Raw genomic sequence first — 16400 nt, forward strand, 5'->3', positions numbered from 1 at the left:
GCCCGCACCGCCGGCGGCCGCAGGAACGGCGCGCTGAAGGATTGGCATCCGGCGGACCTCGGCGCCGAAATCCTCGACGCCCTGGTCTCGCGTTCCGGCGTCGACCCCGCCGCGATCGAGGACGTCATCATGGGCTGCGTCGGCCAGGCGGGCGAGCAGGCCTTCCACATCGGCCGCAACGCAGTTCTCGCTTCCTCGCTGCCGGTCTCGGTGCCGGCGGTGACCATCGACCGGCAATGCGGATCGTCGCAGCAGGCGATCCAGTTCGCCGCCCAGGCGGTGATGAGCGGCACCCAGGACGTGGTGATCGCGAGCGGCGTCGAATCCATGACGCGGGTGCCGATGGGCCTTCCCTTCACCCTCCCGCTCCAGCACGGCATCGGCACCGGCCCCTTCTCGAAGCGCATCCAGGAGCGGTTCGGCGTGGCCATGTTCAGCCAGTTCGACGGCGCCGAGATGATCGCGGAGAAATACCTGCTTTCGAAGGAGGCACTCGACGCCTTCGCCCTCGCCAGCCACCGCAAGGCCGCCGCCGCGACGGAAGCCGGGGCGTTCGATGCGGAGATCGTCCCGCTTAGGATCGTCGATGCTGAGGGCAACGAAACCCCCCACGCGCGCGACGAAGGCATCCGCTCCGACGCGACGATCGAAAGCATCGCTTCGGTCAAGCTGCTCCGCGAAGGCGGCCGCATCTCCGCCGCCTCGGCGAGCCAGATCTGCGACGGCGCCTCCGGCGTCCTCGTCGTCTCGGAGCGGGCGCTGAAGGACCACGGCCTCACCCCATTGGCGCGCATCGTCAACCTGACCGTCACTGGCGGCGACCCGGTGATCATGCTCGAGGAAGTCATCCCCGCCACCCGCCGCGCCCTAAACCGCGCCGGCATGCGCATCGACGATATCGATCTCTACGAAGTCAACGAAGCCTTCGCCCCCGTCCCCCTCGCCTGGCTGCAGGAAACAGGCGCCGACCCCGCCCGCCTCAACGTCAACGGCGGCGCCATCGCGCTCGGCCACCCGCTCGGCGCCTCGGGCACCAAGCTGATGACCACCCTCCTCCACGCCTTGAAGGCCCGCGGCCGGCGCTACGGCCTCCAGACCATGTGCGAAGGCGGCGGGCTCGCGAACGTGACGATCGTCGAACGGCTCTAGCCAGTCCTCCCCGTCACCGAAGGAGATGGGGAGGGGGACCGCGTGCCAAGGCTGACAATGCGCTCCGATCGGGCATAAGGAGCCCATGGCCGCCGGCTTCCAGAACACCCCCCTTTCCGACGCGCTGGTGATCCTCGGCGCGGCGGGGATCGTCATTCCGGCCTTTGCGCGCTTCCGGGTGAGCCCGGTAATCGGCTTTATCCTCGTCGGCATGCTGTGCGGGCCAGCGGGGCTCGGCGCCCTCACCCCGCAGCATCCCTGGCTCGGCCATGTCACCATCTCCAACCCGCACGGCATCGCGCCGTTCGCCGAGTTCGGCATCATCCTCCTGCTCTTCTCGGTCGGCCTCGAACTCTCCTTTCGGCGGCTATGGAGCATGCGGCGGCAGGTGTTCGGATTGGGCGCCGCCGAACTGCTCCTCTCGGCCGTCATCGTCGCGGGCGTGCTGCGGCTGCTCGGCGAAGGCTGGGGCGGCGCGGCGGGCATGGGCCTGGCGCTCGCCCTTTCCTCGACGGCGCTCGTCCTGCCGCTGGTCGGCCCCGGCACCCCCGTCGGCCGCTCGGCCCTCGCCATGCTCCTCTTCGAAGACCTCGCCATCGTCCCGATCATCTTCTTCCTCGGCGCGCTGGCGCCGCAGGCTGGGCAGGGCGGCTGGGAGGGGCTGGCCCGCACCATCGGCCTCGGCGCGCTGGTGATCGGCGCAATGCTCGTGCTCGGCCGCCTGTTCTTCCCGCGCCTGTTCGCACAGGCGGCGCGGACCAAGAGCCCGGAGCTGTTCCTCTCGGCGAGCCTCCTCGTCGTCATCGTCGCCAGCCTCGCCACCACCGCCGCGGGCCTGTCGCCGATCGTCGGCGCGATCGTCGCCGGCCTGCTCATCGCCGAGACCGACTACCGGAGCGAAGTCGAAGTCATCACCGCCCCCTTCCGCGGCCTCGCGCTCGGCGTTTTCCTGATCACCGTCGGCATGAGCCTCGACCTCCGCCAGATCCTGCCCAATTGGGAAAAGCTCGTGCTCGCGCTCGCCGGCGTCGTTCTGGTCAAGGCGGCGGTGACCGGCGGCCTCCTCCGCCTCACCGGCGCGCGCAAGGCGACCGCGGCGGAAGCGGGTCTCCTCATGTCCTCCCCCTCGGAGACCACCCTCGTCGTCCTCTCCGCCGCCGCGGCCGCAAGGCTGATCGCACCGGAAACCGCCGCCTTCTGGACCATCGTTACCGCCCTGGGCCTGACATTGACCCCGCTGCTGGCCCGCCTGGGCCGCGCAGCCGCCCGGCGGGTGGACGGCAGCGCCACGGACTCCACCCTGCAGGTCGGCACCGGCGAGGCGGCTCCGGACGTCGTCATCATCGGCTTCGGCCGCGTCGGACGGCTGGTGGCCGAGATGCTCGCCAACCACGGCCGCTCCTACGTCGCGGTCGATTCGAACGTCGACAACGCCGCCGCCTGCCGCCGCGAGGGCTTTCCGGTCCTTTACGGCGATGTCGCCCGGCCCGAGCTGATGGACCGCCTCAACCTCGGCCATGCCAGCGCCCTCGTCCTCACCATGGACGATCCCGTCCTCACCGTCCGCCTGACCAAGAAGGTGCGCGCCTGGTGCCCCGGCCTCACCATCGTCGCCCGCGCCCGCGACGCCCGCCACGCCGCCGAGCTCTACAAGGCGGGTGCCAGCGACGCCGTCCCCGAGACGCTGGAAAGCTCGCTCCAGCTTTCCGAAGCGGTGCTGGTCGACCTCGGCATCGCCATGGGACCCGTCATCGCCTCGATCCACGAAAAGCGCGCCCAGCTCCGCCAGGAGATTATGGAGGAAGGCCAGCTCGACCACGCCCCCGCGCTGAAGCCCACCCGGCGACTCAGGGATGCGAAGCCGTAACTTTGCCTCCCCATCGAGATGGGGAGGGGGACCACCGAAGGTGGTGGAGGGGTAGAAGGCACAGCCCTCGCCCGTCGAGCGCGAGAAACTCCCACTCCGAGCCAGCTACCCCTCCACCAGCTACGCCGACGGCTGTTGCGCAGCCGGTTCCGGCGCTCGGCATGCCCCCGGCATGCCGGCCCGCCTACACCCCCCTCCCCATCCTGCCGGATGGGGAGGCAAAGAGGCTTGCCCCGCGATCTAGTTCCTGCTATGTTCGCGGCATGCGCCGCTCCTCTCCCTTTTCGCCTGGCTTCCTAGAAAATCCCACTGCGCAAGGGGCGTCGTGGCGTGACCTTCGTGTGACCTTTCGCCTGCTTCCGGTCGGCGTCCGCTGATGGCGCGCCGCGCCGGAAGCGCCGACCTTCCGCTCCACGGCGGCCGTGTGCCCGCCTGGCTGGGGGAACGGATGACGCGGCTCGGCACGCTCATCGCCGAGGCGATCGTGCTGCACGAGGGGCGCGACGCCTTCCTCGCCCGCCTCGCCCACCCCTTCTGGTTCCAGTCGTTCGGCGCGGTGATGGGCATGGACTGGCATTCGTCCGGCATCACCACCAGCGTCATCGGCGCCCTGAAGCGCGGTCTAAATCCGCGGGCGAACGAGCTCGGCATCCGCGTCTGCGGCGGGCGCGGCAAGCATTCGCGGGCCACCCCGGCGGAACTCGCCGCGGCGGGCGACGCGGCGGGGTTCGATGGCATCGCCCTCGCGCAGGCCAGCCGCCTCGTCGCTAAGGTCGACAGCGCCGCCGTGCAGGACGGCTTCGACCTCTACCTCCACGGCTTCTTCGTCACCGACGAGGGCAAATGGGCGGTGGTCCAGCAGGGCATGAACGGCGCGAACAAGACGGCGCGGCGCTACCATTGGCTGTCGGACGGCCTCACCAGCTTCGTCGAAAGCCCGCACAGCGGCATCGAGGGGCGGCGGCAGGGCGAGATCGTCAACCTCGCCGACCGCCGCGCCGACGCCTCGCGCAGCGCCCAGCTGAGGCTGCTGGCCGAGCTTGGGCCGGACAGGCTGGCGCGCGAGGCCGCGGCACTGGAAAGGGGGACAGTCACAAGTGACTGTCCCCAGCCCCTCCTCCCGCACCTCGTAATGCCCGACCATCACGACGTTCGTGCCAACGACGTCATCCTCCGCCGTCTCCACGGCACCCTCGCCGCCGCTGCCGATGCGGGGCCGAGGGATTTCCCCGAATTGCTCCTCGTCCCCGGCGTCGGCGCCCGCACCGTCCGCTCCCTCGCCATGGTCGCGGAGGTGATCCACGGCGCCCCCTGCCGCTTCGCCGACCCCGCCCGCTTCTCGCTCGCCCATGGCGGCAAGGACCGGCATCCCTTCCCGGTCCCAACCAAGGTCTACGACAAGACGATCGGCGTTCTGAAGGCCGCAGTCGAGCAGGCGAAGCTTGGCCAGGACGAGAAGCTCGCCGCCATCCGCCGCCTCGACGACCAGGCGCGGCGGCTGGAGCGCTATGTCAGCGGCCCCAGCTTCGAAGCGGTAATCGCCGAGGAGCGGGCGCGCTCCCACGAATATGGCGGCCGCAGCGTGTTCGGCCACGAGCCGGCCCCCTCGCCCGACGCGGGGGCGGCTCAGGCCGGCAGAAGTGCCGTAGTGACGTGAAGCAGGCGGAAGTCCTCCGACGCTTCGCGCAGGCGCCAAGCCTTTCCCGGCGGGACCACGAACGAGTCGGCGGGACCGAGCGGCTGGCCCTCGCCAAGACGGACCGACCCTTCAAGCACGAACCCGAACACCAGCTCGCCCTCATGCGGCGGCACGTCGACGACGGCCTGAGCGCCCAGCCTGACGACCCGCGCTTCGATCAGCGCGCCGCTGGCCTCGCTTATGCCCGTCGCCTGCGCCTCGCCGCCGTGCCACGGCGTCCACGGCGCCGTCGCCGCCACATGGTGCAGGAAGTGCTGTCCGCCGTAGGATCGTCCCGGGGCGGACCCGTTCGGCAAAATCATCTCATGCTCGGCGAAGGTCTCGTGGAGCGCAGGGCAGGTGATCTCGACCACCTCCAGCCCCGCCCCGCTGTCCAGCACCCGGTGGCGGATCCCCGGCGGCTGCAGGACCATGTCGCCGGCCTCCATCACGAACGGCGGCCCCTGGTCCTCGTAGACCACCCGCACCCAACCCTTGCGGACGCAGATCAGCTGGACGGCGATGCGGTGGAAATGGACCCAGTCGCCGACCGGCCCGCCCTGATCGATGCGAATGTGCGATGCGATGTAGCGCCCGCCGAGCCGGCTCGGGATCAGGTCGCGGTACAGCATGCCGGCGCGGCCTTCCGCGGCGGCGGCGCCCGCCACGGTCACCAGGAACTCGGGACGGAAGTCGGGCAATGTCCCCGGCGCCACCGGCGCGTCGGCACGGGCCCACAGCCGGATGATGGTGCCGTCATGGCTCAGCACCGCGCTGTGCGGCTCGTCCGCCGGGTAGATGCTGTCGAGCCGCGCCCCGAGCGCACGCAGCAAGGCGAGCGCGCCGTTGAAGTCGGCGCAGATCAGGTCGAGTTCGCCGGGCGCCTGGTCCATCGCTCCCGCTTAGCGCGCCCGCCTCGGCGTGGCGACCGTCCTCGGCACCGCAGTTGCGCACGGGGCCGGGCAGGCTCAATGTCGCGCTTATGCTGATCGCCCTCCTCGTCGTTCTCGGCTTCGCCGTCCTCGCCTACGGCTTCGCGCTGCTGCGCGCCGCCATCGCCCAGCGCGCGCTGCCGGGGTTGGAGGCGATGGCACTCGGCGCGGTGGTCAACTTCCTCGATACGCTCGGCATCGGCTCCTTCGCGCCGACCACGGCGTGGTTTAAATTCCGCCGCATGGTGCCGGACCGCCTGATCCCGCAGACGATGCTCTGCGGCCTGACGCCGCCGTCGATGACCGAGAGCATCGTCTTCCTCATCGGCCTCGGCGTGCTCGTCGACCGGACGCTGCTGATCAGCTGCGTCGCCGCCGTCTTCCTCGGCGGGCTGGTCGGCGTGCCCCTGGTCACCAAGGCACGGGTCTGGGTCGTGCAATTGACCGTCGCCGTCGGCTTGGTGCTCGCCGCGGCGGCCTATGCGATGACCAACCTGCACCTGTTCCCCGGCGGCGGGACGGCGTCCGCCCTGCCGCTCGGTCTGATGATCGTCGCGATCCTCGCCAATTTCCTCTTCGGCATCCTCGCCAATTTCGGCGTCGGCAATTACGCGCCGACCCTGGTGATGTTCAGCCTGATGGGATTGGACCCAAAATACGCCTTCCCGATCATGGCGGCCGGCGCCTCGCTGATGGGCGCCGGGGCGAGTTTCCAGCATATCCGCATCGGCAAGGTGGATCTGAGGATCGTGCTCGGCCTCGCCATCGGCGGCATCCCGGCGGTTCTCCTGGCCTATTACGTCGTCGTCTCCATGCCGGTCACCTATCTGCGCTGGCTGGTCTTCGCCGTCGTGCTCTATGCCGCGGCGGTGATGGCGCACGCCGCGCTCTCGGGCCGGCGCGAGGGCACGATCGAGGCGGCGGAGGCCCCGCTCATCCTCGCGCCGGAGCCGGAAACCGGATCGTGACGCCGCCCGCCGCTTTGCCCGCGCTGAACCAGGATTTCAGCCGCTTCGATCAGGTCCGCAAGGCCCACACCTACCGCCTCGCCGAGCATGAAAGCGACCGCTTCGACGACGCGTACGAGATCGCGACGCTCGACATCGAGCCCTTCCTGCGCGGCGATGCGCGCGACAAGGCGCGTTTCGCCGACGAATTCGCGGCGGCCCTGCAGGAGATCGGTTTCGCCGTCCTCGTCGGGCACGGCGTCGATGCGGCGCTCTACGACAGCGTGGAAGAGAGCGTCCTCGACCTCTTCACGTCGACCCCCCTCGACGAGAAGATGCGCTTCCGGGCGAAGCGCCACGGCTCCGTCGCCCAAGGCTATTTCCCCATCGAGGAGACGAGCGAGATCCATCCGGACCTGGTCGAGGGCTGGGTCTGGTGCCGCCGCGCCTTCGATATGCCGCAGCTTCGCGACGGCCCGTTTCGCGCCGCGGACTATTGGCCCCGCGCCGACTTGGAGCCCCAATTCCGCCGCCTCGCCCTCGCCCACGAAGCCCTGTTCAAGCCGATCGCGCAGGCGATGTTCCAGGGGCTCGGTTGCGACCCGCACGTCTGTGACGAGAAGCTCACCGGCACCAATTTCGGCCTGCGCGCCAACTACTACCCGCCGATGAGCGAGGACCAGGACCGCTCGGGCGCCGGCCGCCTGCTCGGCCATGAGGACGTCGACCTGTTCACCATCCTGCCGGCGACGCGCGCCGAGGGGCTGCAGGTGTGGAACCACCGCAGCCGCGCCTGGGTGCGGCTCAACGCGCCTTATGGCTCGATCATCATCAACACCGGCGACTATATGCAGCGCATCTCGAACGACCGTTTCCCCTCGACCACCCACCGCGTCGGCAAGCCCCGCGACGCCTCGCACCGCGCCGCGCCGCGAGTCTCCTTCCCCATCGCCGTCTACGTCTGGGAGAACGAAATCCTCGAAGTGCTCCCCGGTCTTGGCACGCCCCGCTACGACCCCATCAAGGCCATCGCCTTCCACACGCACAGCACGAGCAAGTTCTACGGCGAGGGCTATGCGGTGGACAGCGCCTGACTAGGCCGCCGTCAGCTGCCCTTCCAAGGCGGCCTTCACTGCCGCCACGGCCTCGGCCCCCTTCGACCCGTCGGGCCCGCCGCCCTGGGCCATGTCGGGCCGGCCGCCGCCGCCCTGGCCGCCAAGGGCTTCGACGGCCTTGCGGACGAGGTCCACGGCGCTCAGTGCCCCGACCAAGTCGTCGGTGACGCCGACGGCGACGCTGGCGCGGCCGTCATTGACCGCGACCAGGGTTGCGACGCCTGAGCCGAGGCGGGTCTTGGCCTCGTCGACGAGGCCGCGCAGGGCCTTCGGGTCCAGGCCCTCGATAACCTGGCCGATGAAGCCGTGGCCGCCGACCTGCTCCGGCCCGGCCGCCTCAGCCTTGGAGCCGCCGCCGAGCGCCAGCGCCTTGCGCGCCTCGGCAAGCTCGCGCTCAAGCCGGCGGCGTTCCTCGATGAGCATAGCGACGCGGGCCGGCACCTCGTCCGGAGACGCCTTGAGTGCCGCGGCGGCCTCCTTGAGCTTGTCCTCGCGTGCCGTCAGCCACTGGCGCGCCGCCTCGCCGGTCAGCGCCTCGATGCGCCGCACGCCGGCGGCGACGGCGCTCTCGCCGACGACCTTGAACAGCTGGATGTCGCCGAGCGCATTGACATGCGTTCCGCCGCACAATTCGACCGAATAGCTCGCTTCCTCCCCCTGCCCCATGGAGAGGACACGCACCTCGTCGCCATATTTCTCGCCGAACAGAGCCATCGCGCCGGCCGCGATCGCCTCGTCGGGTGTCATCAGCCGGGTGGTGACGTCGTCATTCTCGCGGATGTGGCGGTTCACCTCCTCCTCGACCGCGGCGATGTCCTCGCTCGTCAGCGCCTTCGGGTGCGAGAAATCGAAGCGCAGCCGGTCGGGCGCGACGAGGCTGCCTTTCTGCGTGACGTGCCCGCCGAGCCGGTGGCGCAGCGCCGCGTGGAGCAAATGGGTGGCGCTGTGGTTGGCGCGGACGCGGCGGCGGCGCTCGACGTCGACCGACAGGTGGACCGCGTCGCCGACCGCCACCTCGCCTTCGCGGATCACCGCATGGTGGGCGTGGAGACGGCCCAGCGGCTTCGACGTGTCCTCTACGTCGGCACGCAAGCCCTTGTCGGAGCTTATGCTTCCGGTGTCGCCCATCTGCCCGCCGCTCTCGGCGTAGAAAGGCGTCTGGTTCGTGAGGATGACGACCTTGTCGCCGGCGCCGGCCCGCTCGACGCGCGCGCCATCCTTGACGATGGCGAGCACCTGGCCCTCGCCCTCATGCCCCGCATAGCCGGTGAATTCCGTCGAGCCGAGCTCTTCGGCGAGGTCGAACCAGACCTCCTCCGACGCCTTCTGGCCGGAGCCCTTCCAGGCGGCGCGGGCCTGCGCCTTCTGCTCGGCCATGGCGGCGTCGAAGCCGGCGCGGTCGACGCCGAAGCCCTGCGCGCGGAGCGCGTCCTCGGTCAAATCGTAGGGGAAGCCGTACGTGTCGTAGAGCTTGAAGGCGACGTCGCCGGCCAGCGTGCCGCCCGGCGCCATCGAGGCCGTCGCTTCGTCGAGGAGGCGAAGGCCGTTGACCAACGTCTGGCGGAAGCGCGTCTCCTCGAGCTTCAGCGTCTCCTCGATCAGCGGCTGGGCGCGGACCAGCTCCGGGTAGGCGGCGCCCATCTCGGCGACGAGGGCCGGCACCAGCCGGTGCATGAGCGGCTCCGACGCGCCGAGAAGATGCGCATGCCGCATCGCCCGGCGCATGATCCGCCGCAGCACATAGCCCCTGCCCTCATTGGCCGGTAGCACGCCGTCGGCGACGAGGAAGCCGGAGGCGCGAAGATGGTCGGCGATGACGCGGTGGCTCGCCTGCGTGTCGGCGGTGACGCCGTTGTGGGTGAGGGCCGAGGACGCCGCGATCAGCGCCTTGAACGTGTCCGTGTCGTAATTGTCGTGGACGCCCTGCAGGACGGCGGCGATCCGCTCCAGCCCCATGCCCGTGTCGATCGACTTCTTCGGCAGGTCGCCGACGATCTCGTTCGCCTCCTGCTCGAACTGCATGAAGACGAGGTTCCATATCTCGACGAAGCGGTCGCCATCCTCGTCCGGGCTTCCGGGAGGGCCGCCGGGAATGTGACCGCCATGGTCGTAGAAGATCTCGGAACAGGGCCCGCACGGGCCGTTGTCGCCCATCGCCCAGAAATTGTCCTTGGTGGCGATGCGGATGATGCGCTCTTCGGGCAGGCCCGCGACCTTCCTCCACAGGTCGAAGGCCTCGTGGTCCGTATGATAGACAGTGACGGTCAGCCGGTCGGCCGGAATTCCCCATTCCTTGGTGAGCAGGTTCCAGGCGAGGGTGATCGCCCGCTCCTTGAAATAGTCGCCGAAGGAGAAATTCCCCAGCATTTCGAACAAAGTGTGGTGCCGCGCGGTATAGCCGACATTGTCGAGATCGTTATGCTTGCCGCCGGCGCGGACGCATTTCTGGGACGAGGTCGCCGTCGAATAGGGCCGCGTCTCCAGGCCGGTGAAGACGTTCTTGAACGGCACCATGCCGGCGTTGACGAACATCAAGGTGGGATCGTTCTGCGGCACCAAAGGCGCCGACGGCACGATCCGATGCCCCTCCCGCTCGAAATAGTCGAGGAAGCTGCGCCTAATGTCGTTGGTCGAGATCATGCCCAGCCATGTAGGCGGCGGGCCGGAAGCGGGCAACTATTGCGTTGCAGCATCGCCCCCGTCGGGGTCGTCGTCCTCGGGCGGCGGCGGAGGCGGCGCCTCGTCGCGGGAGACGGGGTAGCTCGCATAGCGGTGGACCCGCTCCGGCACCGGATCGGGCCGCGGCGCCTCGTAAACGACCCGCTCGACGTAGCGCACTTCGGGCTTGGGCGCCGACGCCTCGCGCCACGCCTGGTTGAGCGCGCGATCGATGGCGGGGTCTCGCGCGGGCGGCGCGGCGACGGGCCAGGTCGCGGCTACTGCGGCGGCCGGCGGCGGCGGCGCGCTCGCCTGCTGCTGATATTCGGCAGCGCTCACCGCGCCCCAGTCGGCCCGGTGGTTGGGAGAGAGGTCGCCGTAGAACTGGCTCTCGCCCGCTTCCTCGAAATGCTTCGGGTTGATCTCGGCGACGGCCGAATGGCCGAGACCGACGCCCGCGGCGGTCGCGCCGACGATGGCGACGGCGGTGAGGACCGGCAGCATGAGGCTATGAGGCATTACGAACCTCCGTACGCAGACAAGGGGACGATCATCGTCCCGCCGCTGCGCTCAACGGACCAAATGCCGCGACCGTTCCCCCTTGCGCTTGGCTGGCGACAGGAGGATTGGTGGCGGTTCGGCGCGCACCGCGCTCCTCGCGGCTCGCGCAGGCGAACGTAAGGAGAGATTCATGCCCGATAGATCGGTTGGCACCAGGACGATCGCCCTCGTCGGCCCCGGCGGCGCCGGCAAGACCAGCCTTGCAGAAGCTCTGCTCTACGCGGCCGGCGCGATCGACCGCCAGGGCAGCGTCGATGCCGGCACCAGCGTCGGCGACGCCAGCGCCGAGGCCCGCGCCCGCGGCGGGTCGACCGAACTGAACCTCATGCATTTCGACTTCATGGGCGACCGGTTCGCCATCGTCGACACGCCCGGCTCGGTCGGCTTCTCGGCCGACGGCGCCTTCGCCATCGCGAGCGCCGACCTCGCCCTTGTCGTCGTCGATCCGGACACCGACCGCGCCATCCTCGCCGAGCCGGCGCTGCGGCAATTGGAGTCGCTCGGCATCCCGCACCTCATCTTCGTCAACAAGATCGACCAGGCCCGCGGATCGATCCAGGGGCTGCTGGAAGCGCTGCAGCCGATGAGCGCCTCGCCGCTCGTCGCCCGCCAGATTCCCATCAGGCAGGGCGAGAAGATCACCGGCTTCGTCGACCTCGGCCTCGAGCGCGCCTTCAAATACGTGCCCGGCAAGCCCTCGGAGCAGATCGACATCCCCGCCGACCTCACTGAGCGCGAGCGTGCCGACCGCTTCCACATGCTCGAGCAGCTCGCCGACCATGACGATGCCTTGCTCGAGCAGCTTTTGATGGACGAGGCGCCCGATCGCGCCACCATCTTCGCCGACATCGCCCGCGAGACTCGCGAGAACCTCGTCGTCCCGGTGCTGTTCGGCTCGGCCTTGAACGGCTTCGGCGTCCGGCGGCTGATGAAGGCGCTCCGCCACGACGCCCCCGCCCCCGAAGCCGCCGCGACCCGGCTGGGAGCGAAGACCGGCTGCGCCTTCGTGTTCAAGGTCTCGCACGGCGGCGCGATGGGCCGCCTCGCCCTCGCCCGCGTGTTCGGCGGCGCTTTGACCGAAGGCGCCGAGCTCAAGAGCGCCAGCGGCACGGTCCGCGTCGGCACCCTCTTCTCGGTGCAGGGCGAGAAGACGGCGAAGCTCGCCAGGGCCGGCTCCGGGGACGTGGTCGCCATCGCCAAGGCGGAAGGCGTCGGCGCGGGCCAGTGGCTCGGCGCCTCGGGCACGATCCCGACGATCCGGCGCCTCGCTTCCAATTATGCGCTCGCCATCGCCACCACTGACAGGAAGGACGACGTCCGCCTGTCGACCGCACTTCACAAATTGGTCGAGGAGGACCCCTCCCTCGCCTGGGAGCAGGACGAGGCCCTGCACGAAACGCGCCTCAAGGGCGTCAGCGACGAGCATTTGAAGGTCACGCTCGCCAAGTTGAAGCGCCGCTACGGCGTTGGCGTCAGCGCCAAGGCGCCGACGATCGGCTTCAAGGAATCGATCCGCAAGCCTGTCACGATGCGCGGCCGCCACAAGAAGCAGTCCGGCGGCCACGGCCAGTTCGGCGACGTCGTCATCGAGATCCAGCCTGTCCCGCGCGGCACCGGCTTCAGGTTCGAGGAGAAAATACACGGCGGCGCCGTCCCCCGGCAATATTTCTCCGCCATCGAAGCGGGCGTGAAGGACGCGATGGAGAAAGGCCCGCTCGGCTTCCCCGTCGTCGACGTGGCGGCGACGCTGACCGACGGCAGCTACCACAGCGTCGACAGCTCGGAGCTCGCCTTCCGCACCGCCGGCCGCATCGCCATGGCCGAAGCCCTCGCCGCCGCCGCGCCGCACCTTCTGGAGCCGATCCACAAGGTCCGCGTCGCGACGCCGAGCCACGCCACCTCGCGCGTCACCTCGGCGATCGCCAGCCGCCGCGGCCAGATGCTCGGCATGGACAGCCGCGACGGCTGGTCGCGCTGGGACAATGTCGAGGCTCTGGTGCCGGAAGCGGAGCTGCAGGGCCTCGAGGCGGAGCTCCGCTCGCTGAGCCAGGGCCTCGCGACCTACGAAGCAACGTTCGACCACCTCTCCGAACTGAACGGCAAGCTCGCCGAGGAGGTGGCGCACCAGGTGCTGGAGCCGGCCTGAGGAGCTGCCGCCGGACGCGTCACTTTCGGACGAATGGCGCTTCGGCGGGAAGCAGGGAGCGCAACGACTGCTTCCCCGTCCACAAGGCGGCGCGCCACCCGCACATCCGCGCCGCTTCGACGTTGGCGGCATTGTCGTCGATGAAGAACAGGTCGCCGGGGGCGAAGCCGGTGCGGGCTTCTATGCTCTGGTAGAAGGCGGCAGCAGGCTTCGTCGATCCGAGCGCCGCCGCATAGTGCAGGCCGTCGAACCGGCTGCGGAAATCGAGTTCCTCCCACAGGAAGCGGGCACGCTCGTGTTCCTGTACAGTGGCGAGGTGAACCTCCGTTCCGCCCGCGCGAACCAAGGCGAGTTCGGCCAGCAGCGCCTCGTCGACATGGGCATCGTTGCGAAACCAATACTCGATCAGCACATCGCAGCTGACCCGTGGGCTGATGGCCTCGAGAACCGGCCCCAGCCGCTCCCGCAAGGAGGCGCGTCCGTGGACGACGTCCTCCCAATGCTTTCGGAAAAAAGCCTCCTGAAGCGCGGCTGGACTGATACCCAGATCCCGTTCGAGGTTTGCGCTCCACCCGCGCACATCGGATTGAACGAGCAGCACACCGTCCACATCGACCATGATCGCCCTGATCGTCACGGGAACCTCAGGCCCGTCACTTGCGCCCAAACAATTTCTCGATGTCGCCATGGGCGAGCTTCACCCAGGTGGGGCGGCCGTGATTGCACTGGCCGCTATGGGGGGTGACCTCCATTTCGCGGAGCAGGGCGTTCATCTCGGCGACCGAGAGGATGCGCCCGGCGCGGACGGAGCCGTGGCAGGCCATGGTCGCGGCGACGTGGTCGAGCTTCTCCTTGAGGCTCAACGCCTCGTCATAGGCCGCGATCTCGTCGGCGAGGTCGGTGACGAGGCCCTGAATGTCGCCATTGCCGAGCAGAGCGGGGGTGGCGCGCACCAGCATGGCGCGGGGGCCGAAGCGCTCCAGTTCGAGGCCCATTTCGGCGAGCTCGGCGGCACGTGATTCGAGGCGGTCGCAGGCGGGCTCCTCCAGCTCGACCACTTCCGGCAGGAGCAGCGCCTGACGGGCGACGCCGCCATTGGCCATGGCGCGGCGCATCCGCTCGAGGACGAGGCGCTCGTGCGCCGCATGCTGGTCGACGAGGACGAGGCCGTCCTCGGCTTCGGCGACGATGTAGGTGGCGGCGACCTGGCCGCGGGCGACGCCGAGGGGGAAATGGTTCGTCGCCTCCGTCGCAGCTTCGGCGCGGGCGGCGGGAAGGTAGTCGCTCCGGTTCTCGTGGACGCCGCGGTAGAGCCCCTCTCCTTCAAGGGAGGGGTTTGGGGTGGGAGAGGTGTAGGTGAAGAGTCCCGGCCTTTGCGACGAGGACAGGCCCCACCCCAACCCCTCCCCTGAAGGGGCGGGGCTTTGGCTCTGCCACGGCACATTGGCCGCCGCCGGCTGCGCGCTCCGGAAGCCGGCGCTGTCCAGCGCATGCCGCAGCCCGCCGACGATGAGCCCCCGCACCAGGCTCGGCTCGCGGAACCGGACCTCGGTCTTCGCCGGGTGCACGTTGACGTCCACCTCGCTCGCCTGGACCTCGATGAACAAGGCGACGATCGGGTGGCGGTCGCGGGCGAGGAGGTCCTGGTAAGCGGCGCGGACGGCGCCGATCAGCAGGCGGTCCTTCACCGGCCGGCCGTTGACGAACAGGAACTGATGGTCGGCGACGCCGCGGTTGAAGGTCGGCAGGCCGGCAACTCCGCCAAGCCGCGCCGGGCCGCGGTCATAGTCGATGCCGACGCTGTTTTCGTGCAGGCCGCGGTCGGTCAGCGCAGCGACCCGGGCCGGCCGGTCCTCTCCGGCCTGGACCGACAGGGTGCGGCGGCCGTCATGCTCCAGCGTGAAGCCGATGTCGGGCCGCGCCATGGCGAGGCGCTTCACCACGTCGAGGCAGGCGGCATATTCGGATCGGTCGGAGCGGAGGAACTTGCGCCGCGCGGGAACCCGGGCGAACAATTGCTCGACCAGGATGCGGGTGCCGGGCGGGAGCGCCGCCGGCCCCTCCCCTTCGAGCTTGCCGTTGTCGACCCGGCGGCTCCAGCCATCGGCGCCCCGTACCCGGCTCTCGATGGTGAGGCGGGCGACGCTGGCGATCGACGGAAGCGCCTCGCCGCGGAAGCCCAGGGTCGCCACCGCCTCGATGGCGTCGTCGGGAAGCTTCGAGGTGGCGTGCCGCTCCAGCGCCAGCGCCATGTCGGCGGCGGTCATGCCGCAGCCGTCGTCGCTGACCTCTATGCGCTCGATCCCCCCTGCGGACAGGCCGATCGCGATCCGCGCGGCGCCCGCGTCGATCGCGTTTTCCACAAGTTCCTTCAACGCGCTGGCCGGTCTTTCCACCACTTCACCGGCGGCGATGCGGTTGACCAGATGCTCGGGCAGGCGCCGTATTGACATGATGGGGGGTCTAGCCCAACCGAGGGCATCCCGCGAGGCTTGTTAACTCACCGGTGGCACAAGCCCGGGGGCCACCCTATAAAGGCGAAAGCGCGCTCGCCGGCCGGCCGCCGGCGTCCTCTCTCGAAAGCGGACCACCAGATGTCACTCATGCGTTTCTTCAAATTCCCCAGCCACGACATGGCGATCGACCTCGGCACCGCCAACACCGTTGTCTACGTGCGCGGACGCGGCGTGGTGCTGAACGAACCGTCGGTGGTCGCCATCGAGACGATCAACGGGGTGAAGCGCGTGAAGGCGGTCGGCGACGACGCCAAGATGATGATGGGCAAGACGCCGGACCAGATCGAGGCGATCCGGCCGCTGCGGGACGGCGTCATAGCCGACATCGACGTCGCCGAGCAGATGATCAAGCACTTCATCCAGAAGGTTCATGGCCGCCGCAATTTCATGCGCTGGCCCGAGATCGTAATCTGCGTGCCATCGGGCTCGACCTCGGTCGAGCGCCGCGCGATCCGCGACGCCGCGTCGAACGCGGGCGCCTCGCAGGTCTGGCTGATCGAGGAGCCAATGGCAGCTGCGATCGGCGCCGGCATGCCGGTCACCGAACCGATCGGATCGATGGTCGTCGACATCGGCGGCGGCACGACCGAGGTCGCGGTGCTCTCGCTGCGCGGCCTCGCCTACACCACCTCGGTGCGCGTCGGCGGCGACAAGATGGACGAAGCGATCGGCTCCTATGTCCGCCGCAACCATAATCTGCTGATCGGCGAAGCCACGGCCGAACGGATCAAGAAGGAAGTGGGGATCGCCAAGCCGCCGGTCGACGGAATCGGCAAGACCGTTCACATCAAGGGCCGCGACCTGGTCAACGGCGTTCCCAAAGAGATTTCG

General features: G+C 69.5%; 12 protein-coding genes. 7 read left to right on the top strand and 5 right to left on the bottom strand.

Annotation, left to right across the window (positions count from 1 at the left end; all coding sequences use genetic code 11):
• From VGC56_RS01785 to VGC56_RS01795, 3 genes are all read left to right on the top strand, one after another.
• Positions 1 to 1149: acetyl-CoA C-acetyltransferase (locus VGC56_RS01785; RefSeq protein WP_464122845.1), on the top strand; the 1149-nt coding region annotated here is incomplete at its 5' end.
• An 85-nt stretch (positions 1150 to 1234) separates the two neighbouring features.
• Positions 1235 to 3016: a cation:proton antiporter domain-containing protein gene (locus VGC56_RS01790; protein WP_464122846.1), complete on the top strand. Its 1782-nt coding sequence runs from the start codon at positions 1235 to 1237 to the stop codon at positions 3014 to 3016.
• 376 nt (positions 3017 to 3392) lie between these two features.
• Entirely contained in the window at positions 3393 to 4673 is a 1281-nt protein-coding gene (locus tag VGC56_RS01795; protein WP_464122847.1) for a DUF763 domain-containing protein, read from the top strand.
• Here VGC56_RS01795 and VGC56_RS01800 read toward each other — a convergent pair.
• The gene (locus VGC56_RS01800) at positions 4643 to 5587 is read right to left on the bottom strand and encodes a hypothetical protein (protein WP_464122848.1); all 945 of its coding nucleotides are present in this window, start codon (positions 5585 to 5587) and stop codon (positions 4643 to 4645) included. The genes VGC56_RS01795 and VGC56_RS01800 overlap by 31 nt on opposite strands.
• Before the next feature lie 89 nt (positions 5588 to 5676).
• On the opposite strand from VGC56_RS01800, the gene VGC56_RS01805 reads away from it, so the two are divergent.
• Both VGC56_RS01805 and VGC56_RS01810 read left to right on the top strand, forming a co-directional pair.
• Positions 5677 to 6594: a TSUP family transporter gene (locus VGC56_RS01805; RefSeq protein ID WP_464122849.1), complete on the top strand. Its 918-nt coding sequence runs from the start codon at positions 5677 to 5679 to the stop codon at positions 6592 to 6594.
• The gene (locus VGC56_RS01810) at positions 6591 to 7667 is read left to right on the top strand and encodes a 2OG-Fe(II) oxygenase family protein (RefSeq protein ID WP_464122850.1); all 1077 of its coding nucleotides are present in this window, start codon (positions 6591 to 6593) and stop codon (positions 7665 to 7667) included. The genes VGC56_RS01805 and VGC56_RS01810 overlap by 4 nt, the downstream gene beginning before the upstream one ends.
• Here the strand turns inward: VGC56_RS01810 and alaS are convergent, their stop codons facing one another.
• Positions 7668 to 10328 (bottom strand): alanine--tRNA ligase, encoded by a 2661-nt coding sequence (gene alaS / locus VGC56_RS01815; protein WP_464122852.1) that lies wholly within the window; start codon positions 10326 to 10328, stop codon positions 7668 to 7670.
• 36 nt (positions 10329 to 10364) lie between these two features.
• Positions 10365 to 10865, bottom strand: a complete 501-nt coding sequence (locus VGC56_RS01820) for a hypothetical protein (RefSeq protein ID WP_464122854.1) — start codon at positions 10863 to 10865, stop codon at positions 10365 to 10367.
• Between the two features lie 172 nt (positions 10866 to 11037).
• On the opposite strand from VGC56_RS01820, the gene VGC56_RS01825 reads away from it, so the two are divergent.
• Positions 11038 to 13053: an elongation factor G gene (locus tag VGC56_RS01825; RefSeq protein ID WP_464122856.1), complete on the top strand. Its 2016-nt coding sequence runs from the start codon at positions 11038 to 11040 to the stop codon at positions 13051 to 13053.
• 19 nt (positions 13054 to 13072) lie between these two features.
• On the opposite strand, the gene VGC56_RS01830 is transcribed toward VGC56_RS01825, so the two are convergent.
• Positions 13073 to 13690, bottom strand: a complete 618-nt coding sequence (locus tag VGC56_RS01830) for an HAD-IA family hydrolase (RefSeq protein ID WP_464122857.1) — start codon at positions 13688 to 13690, stop codon at positions 13073 to 13075.
• Positions 13691 to 13706: 16 nt separating this feature from the next.
• The gene (gene mutL / locus VGC56_RS01835) at positions 13707 to 15506 is read right to left on the bottom strand and encodes a DNA mismatch repair endonuclease MutL (protein WP_464122858.1); all 1800 of its coding nucleotides are present in this window, start codon (positions 15504 to 15506) and stop codon (positions 13707 to 13709) included.
• Between the two features lie 141 nt (positions 15507 to 15647).
• Here mutL and VGC56_RS01840 point away from each other — a divergent pair.
• The coding region (locus tag VGC56_RS01840) for a rod shape-determining protein (protein ID WP_464122859.1) at positions 15648 to 16400 on the top strand (753 nt) is incomplete at its 3' end.

This window comes from Allosphingosinicella sp., from assembly GCF_036403745.1.
Taxonomy (GTDB): Bacteria; Pseudomonadota; Alphaproteobacteria; order Sphingomonadales; family Sphingomonadaceae; genus Allosphingosinicella.

What these genes read in the sequence shown, in the direction of transcription:
- VGC56_RS01795 (WP_464122847.1), top strand. Translation starts at nt 3,393, where the DNA reads ATGGCGCGCCGCGCCGGAAGCGCCGACCTTCCGCTCCACGGCGGCCGT.
- VGC56_RS01825 (WP_464122856.1), top strand. Translation starts at nt 11,038, where the DNA reads ATGCCCGATAGATCGGTTGGCACCAGGACGATCGCCCTCGTCGGCCCC.
- VGC56_RS01800 (WP_464122848.1), bottom strand. Translation starts at nt 5,587, where the DNA reads ATGGACCAGGCGCCCGGCGAACTCGACCTGATCTGCGCCGACTTCAAC.
- mutL (WP_464122858.1), bottom strand. Translation starts at nt 15,506, where the DNA reads ATGTCAATACGGCGCCTGCCCGAGCATCTGGTCAACCGCATCGCCGCC.
- VGC56_RS01790 (WP_464122846.1), top strand. Translation starts at nt 1,235, where the DNA reads ATGGCCGCCGGCTTCCAGAACACCCCCCTTTCCGACGCGCTGGTGATC.
- VGC56_RS01820 (WP_464122854.1), bottom strand. Translation starts at nt 10,865, where the DNA reads ATGCCTCATAGCCTCATGCTGCCGGTCCTCACCGCCGTCGCCATCGTC.
- VGC56_RS01805 (WP_464122849.1), top strand. Translation starts at nt 5,677, where the DNA reads ATGCTGATCGCCCTCCTCGTCGTTCTCGGCTTCGCCGTCCTCGCCTAC.
- alaS (WP_464122852.1), bottom strand. Translation starts at nt 10,328, where the DNA reads ATGATCTCGACCAACGACATTAGGCGCAGCTTCCTCGACTATTTCGAG.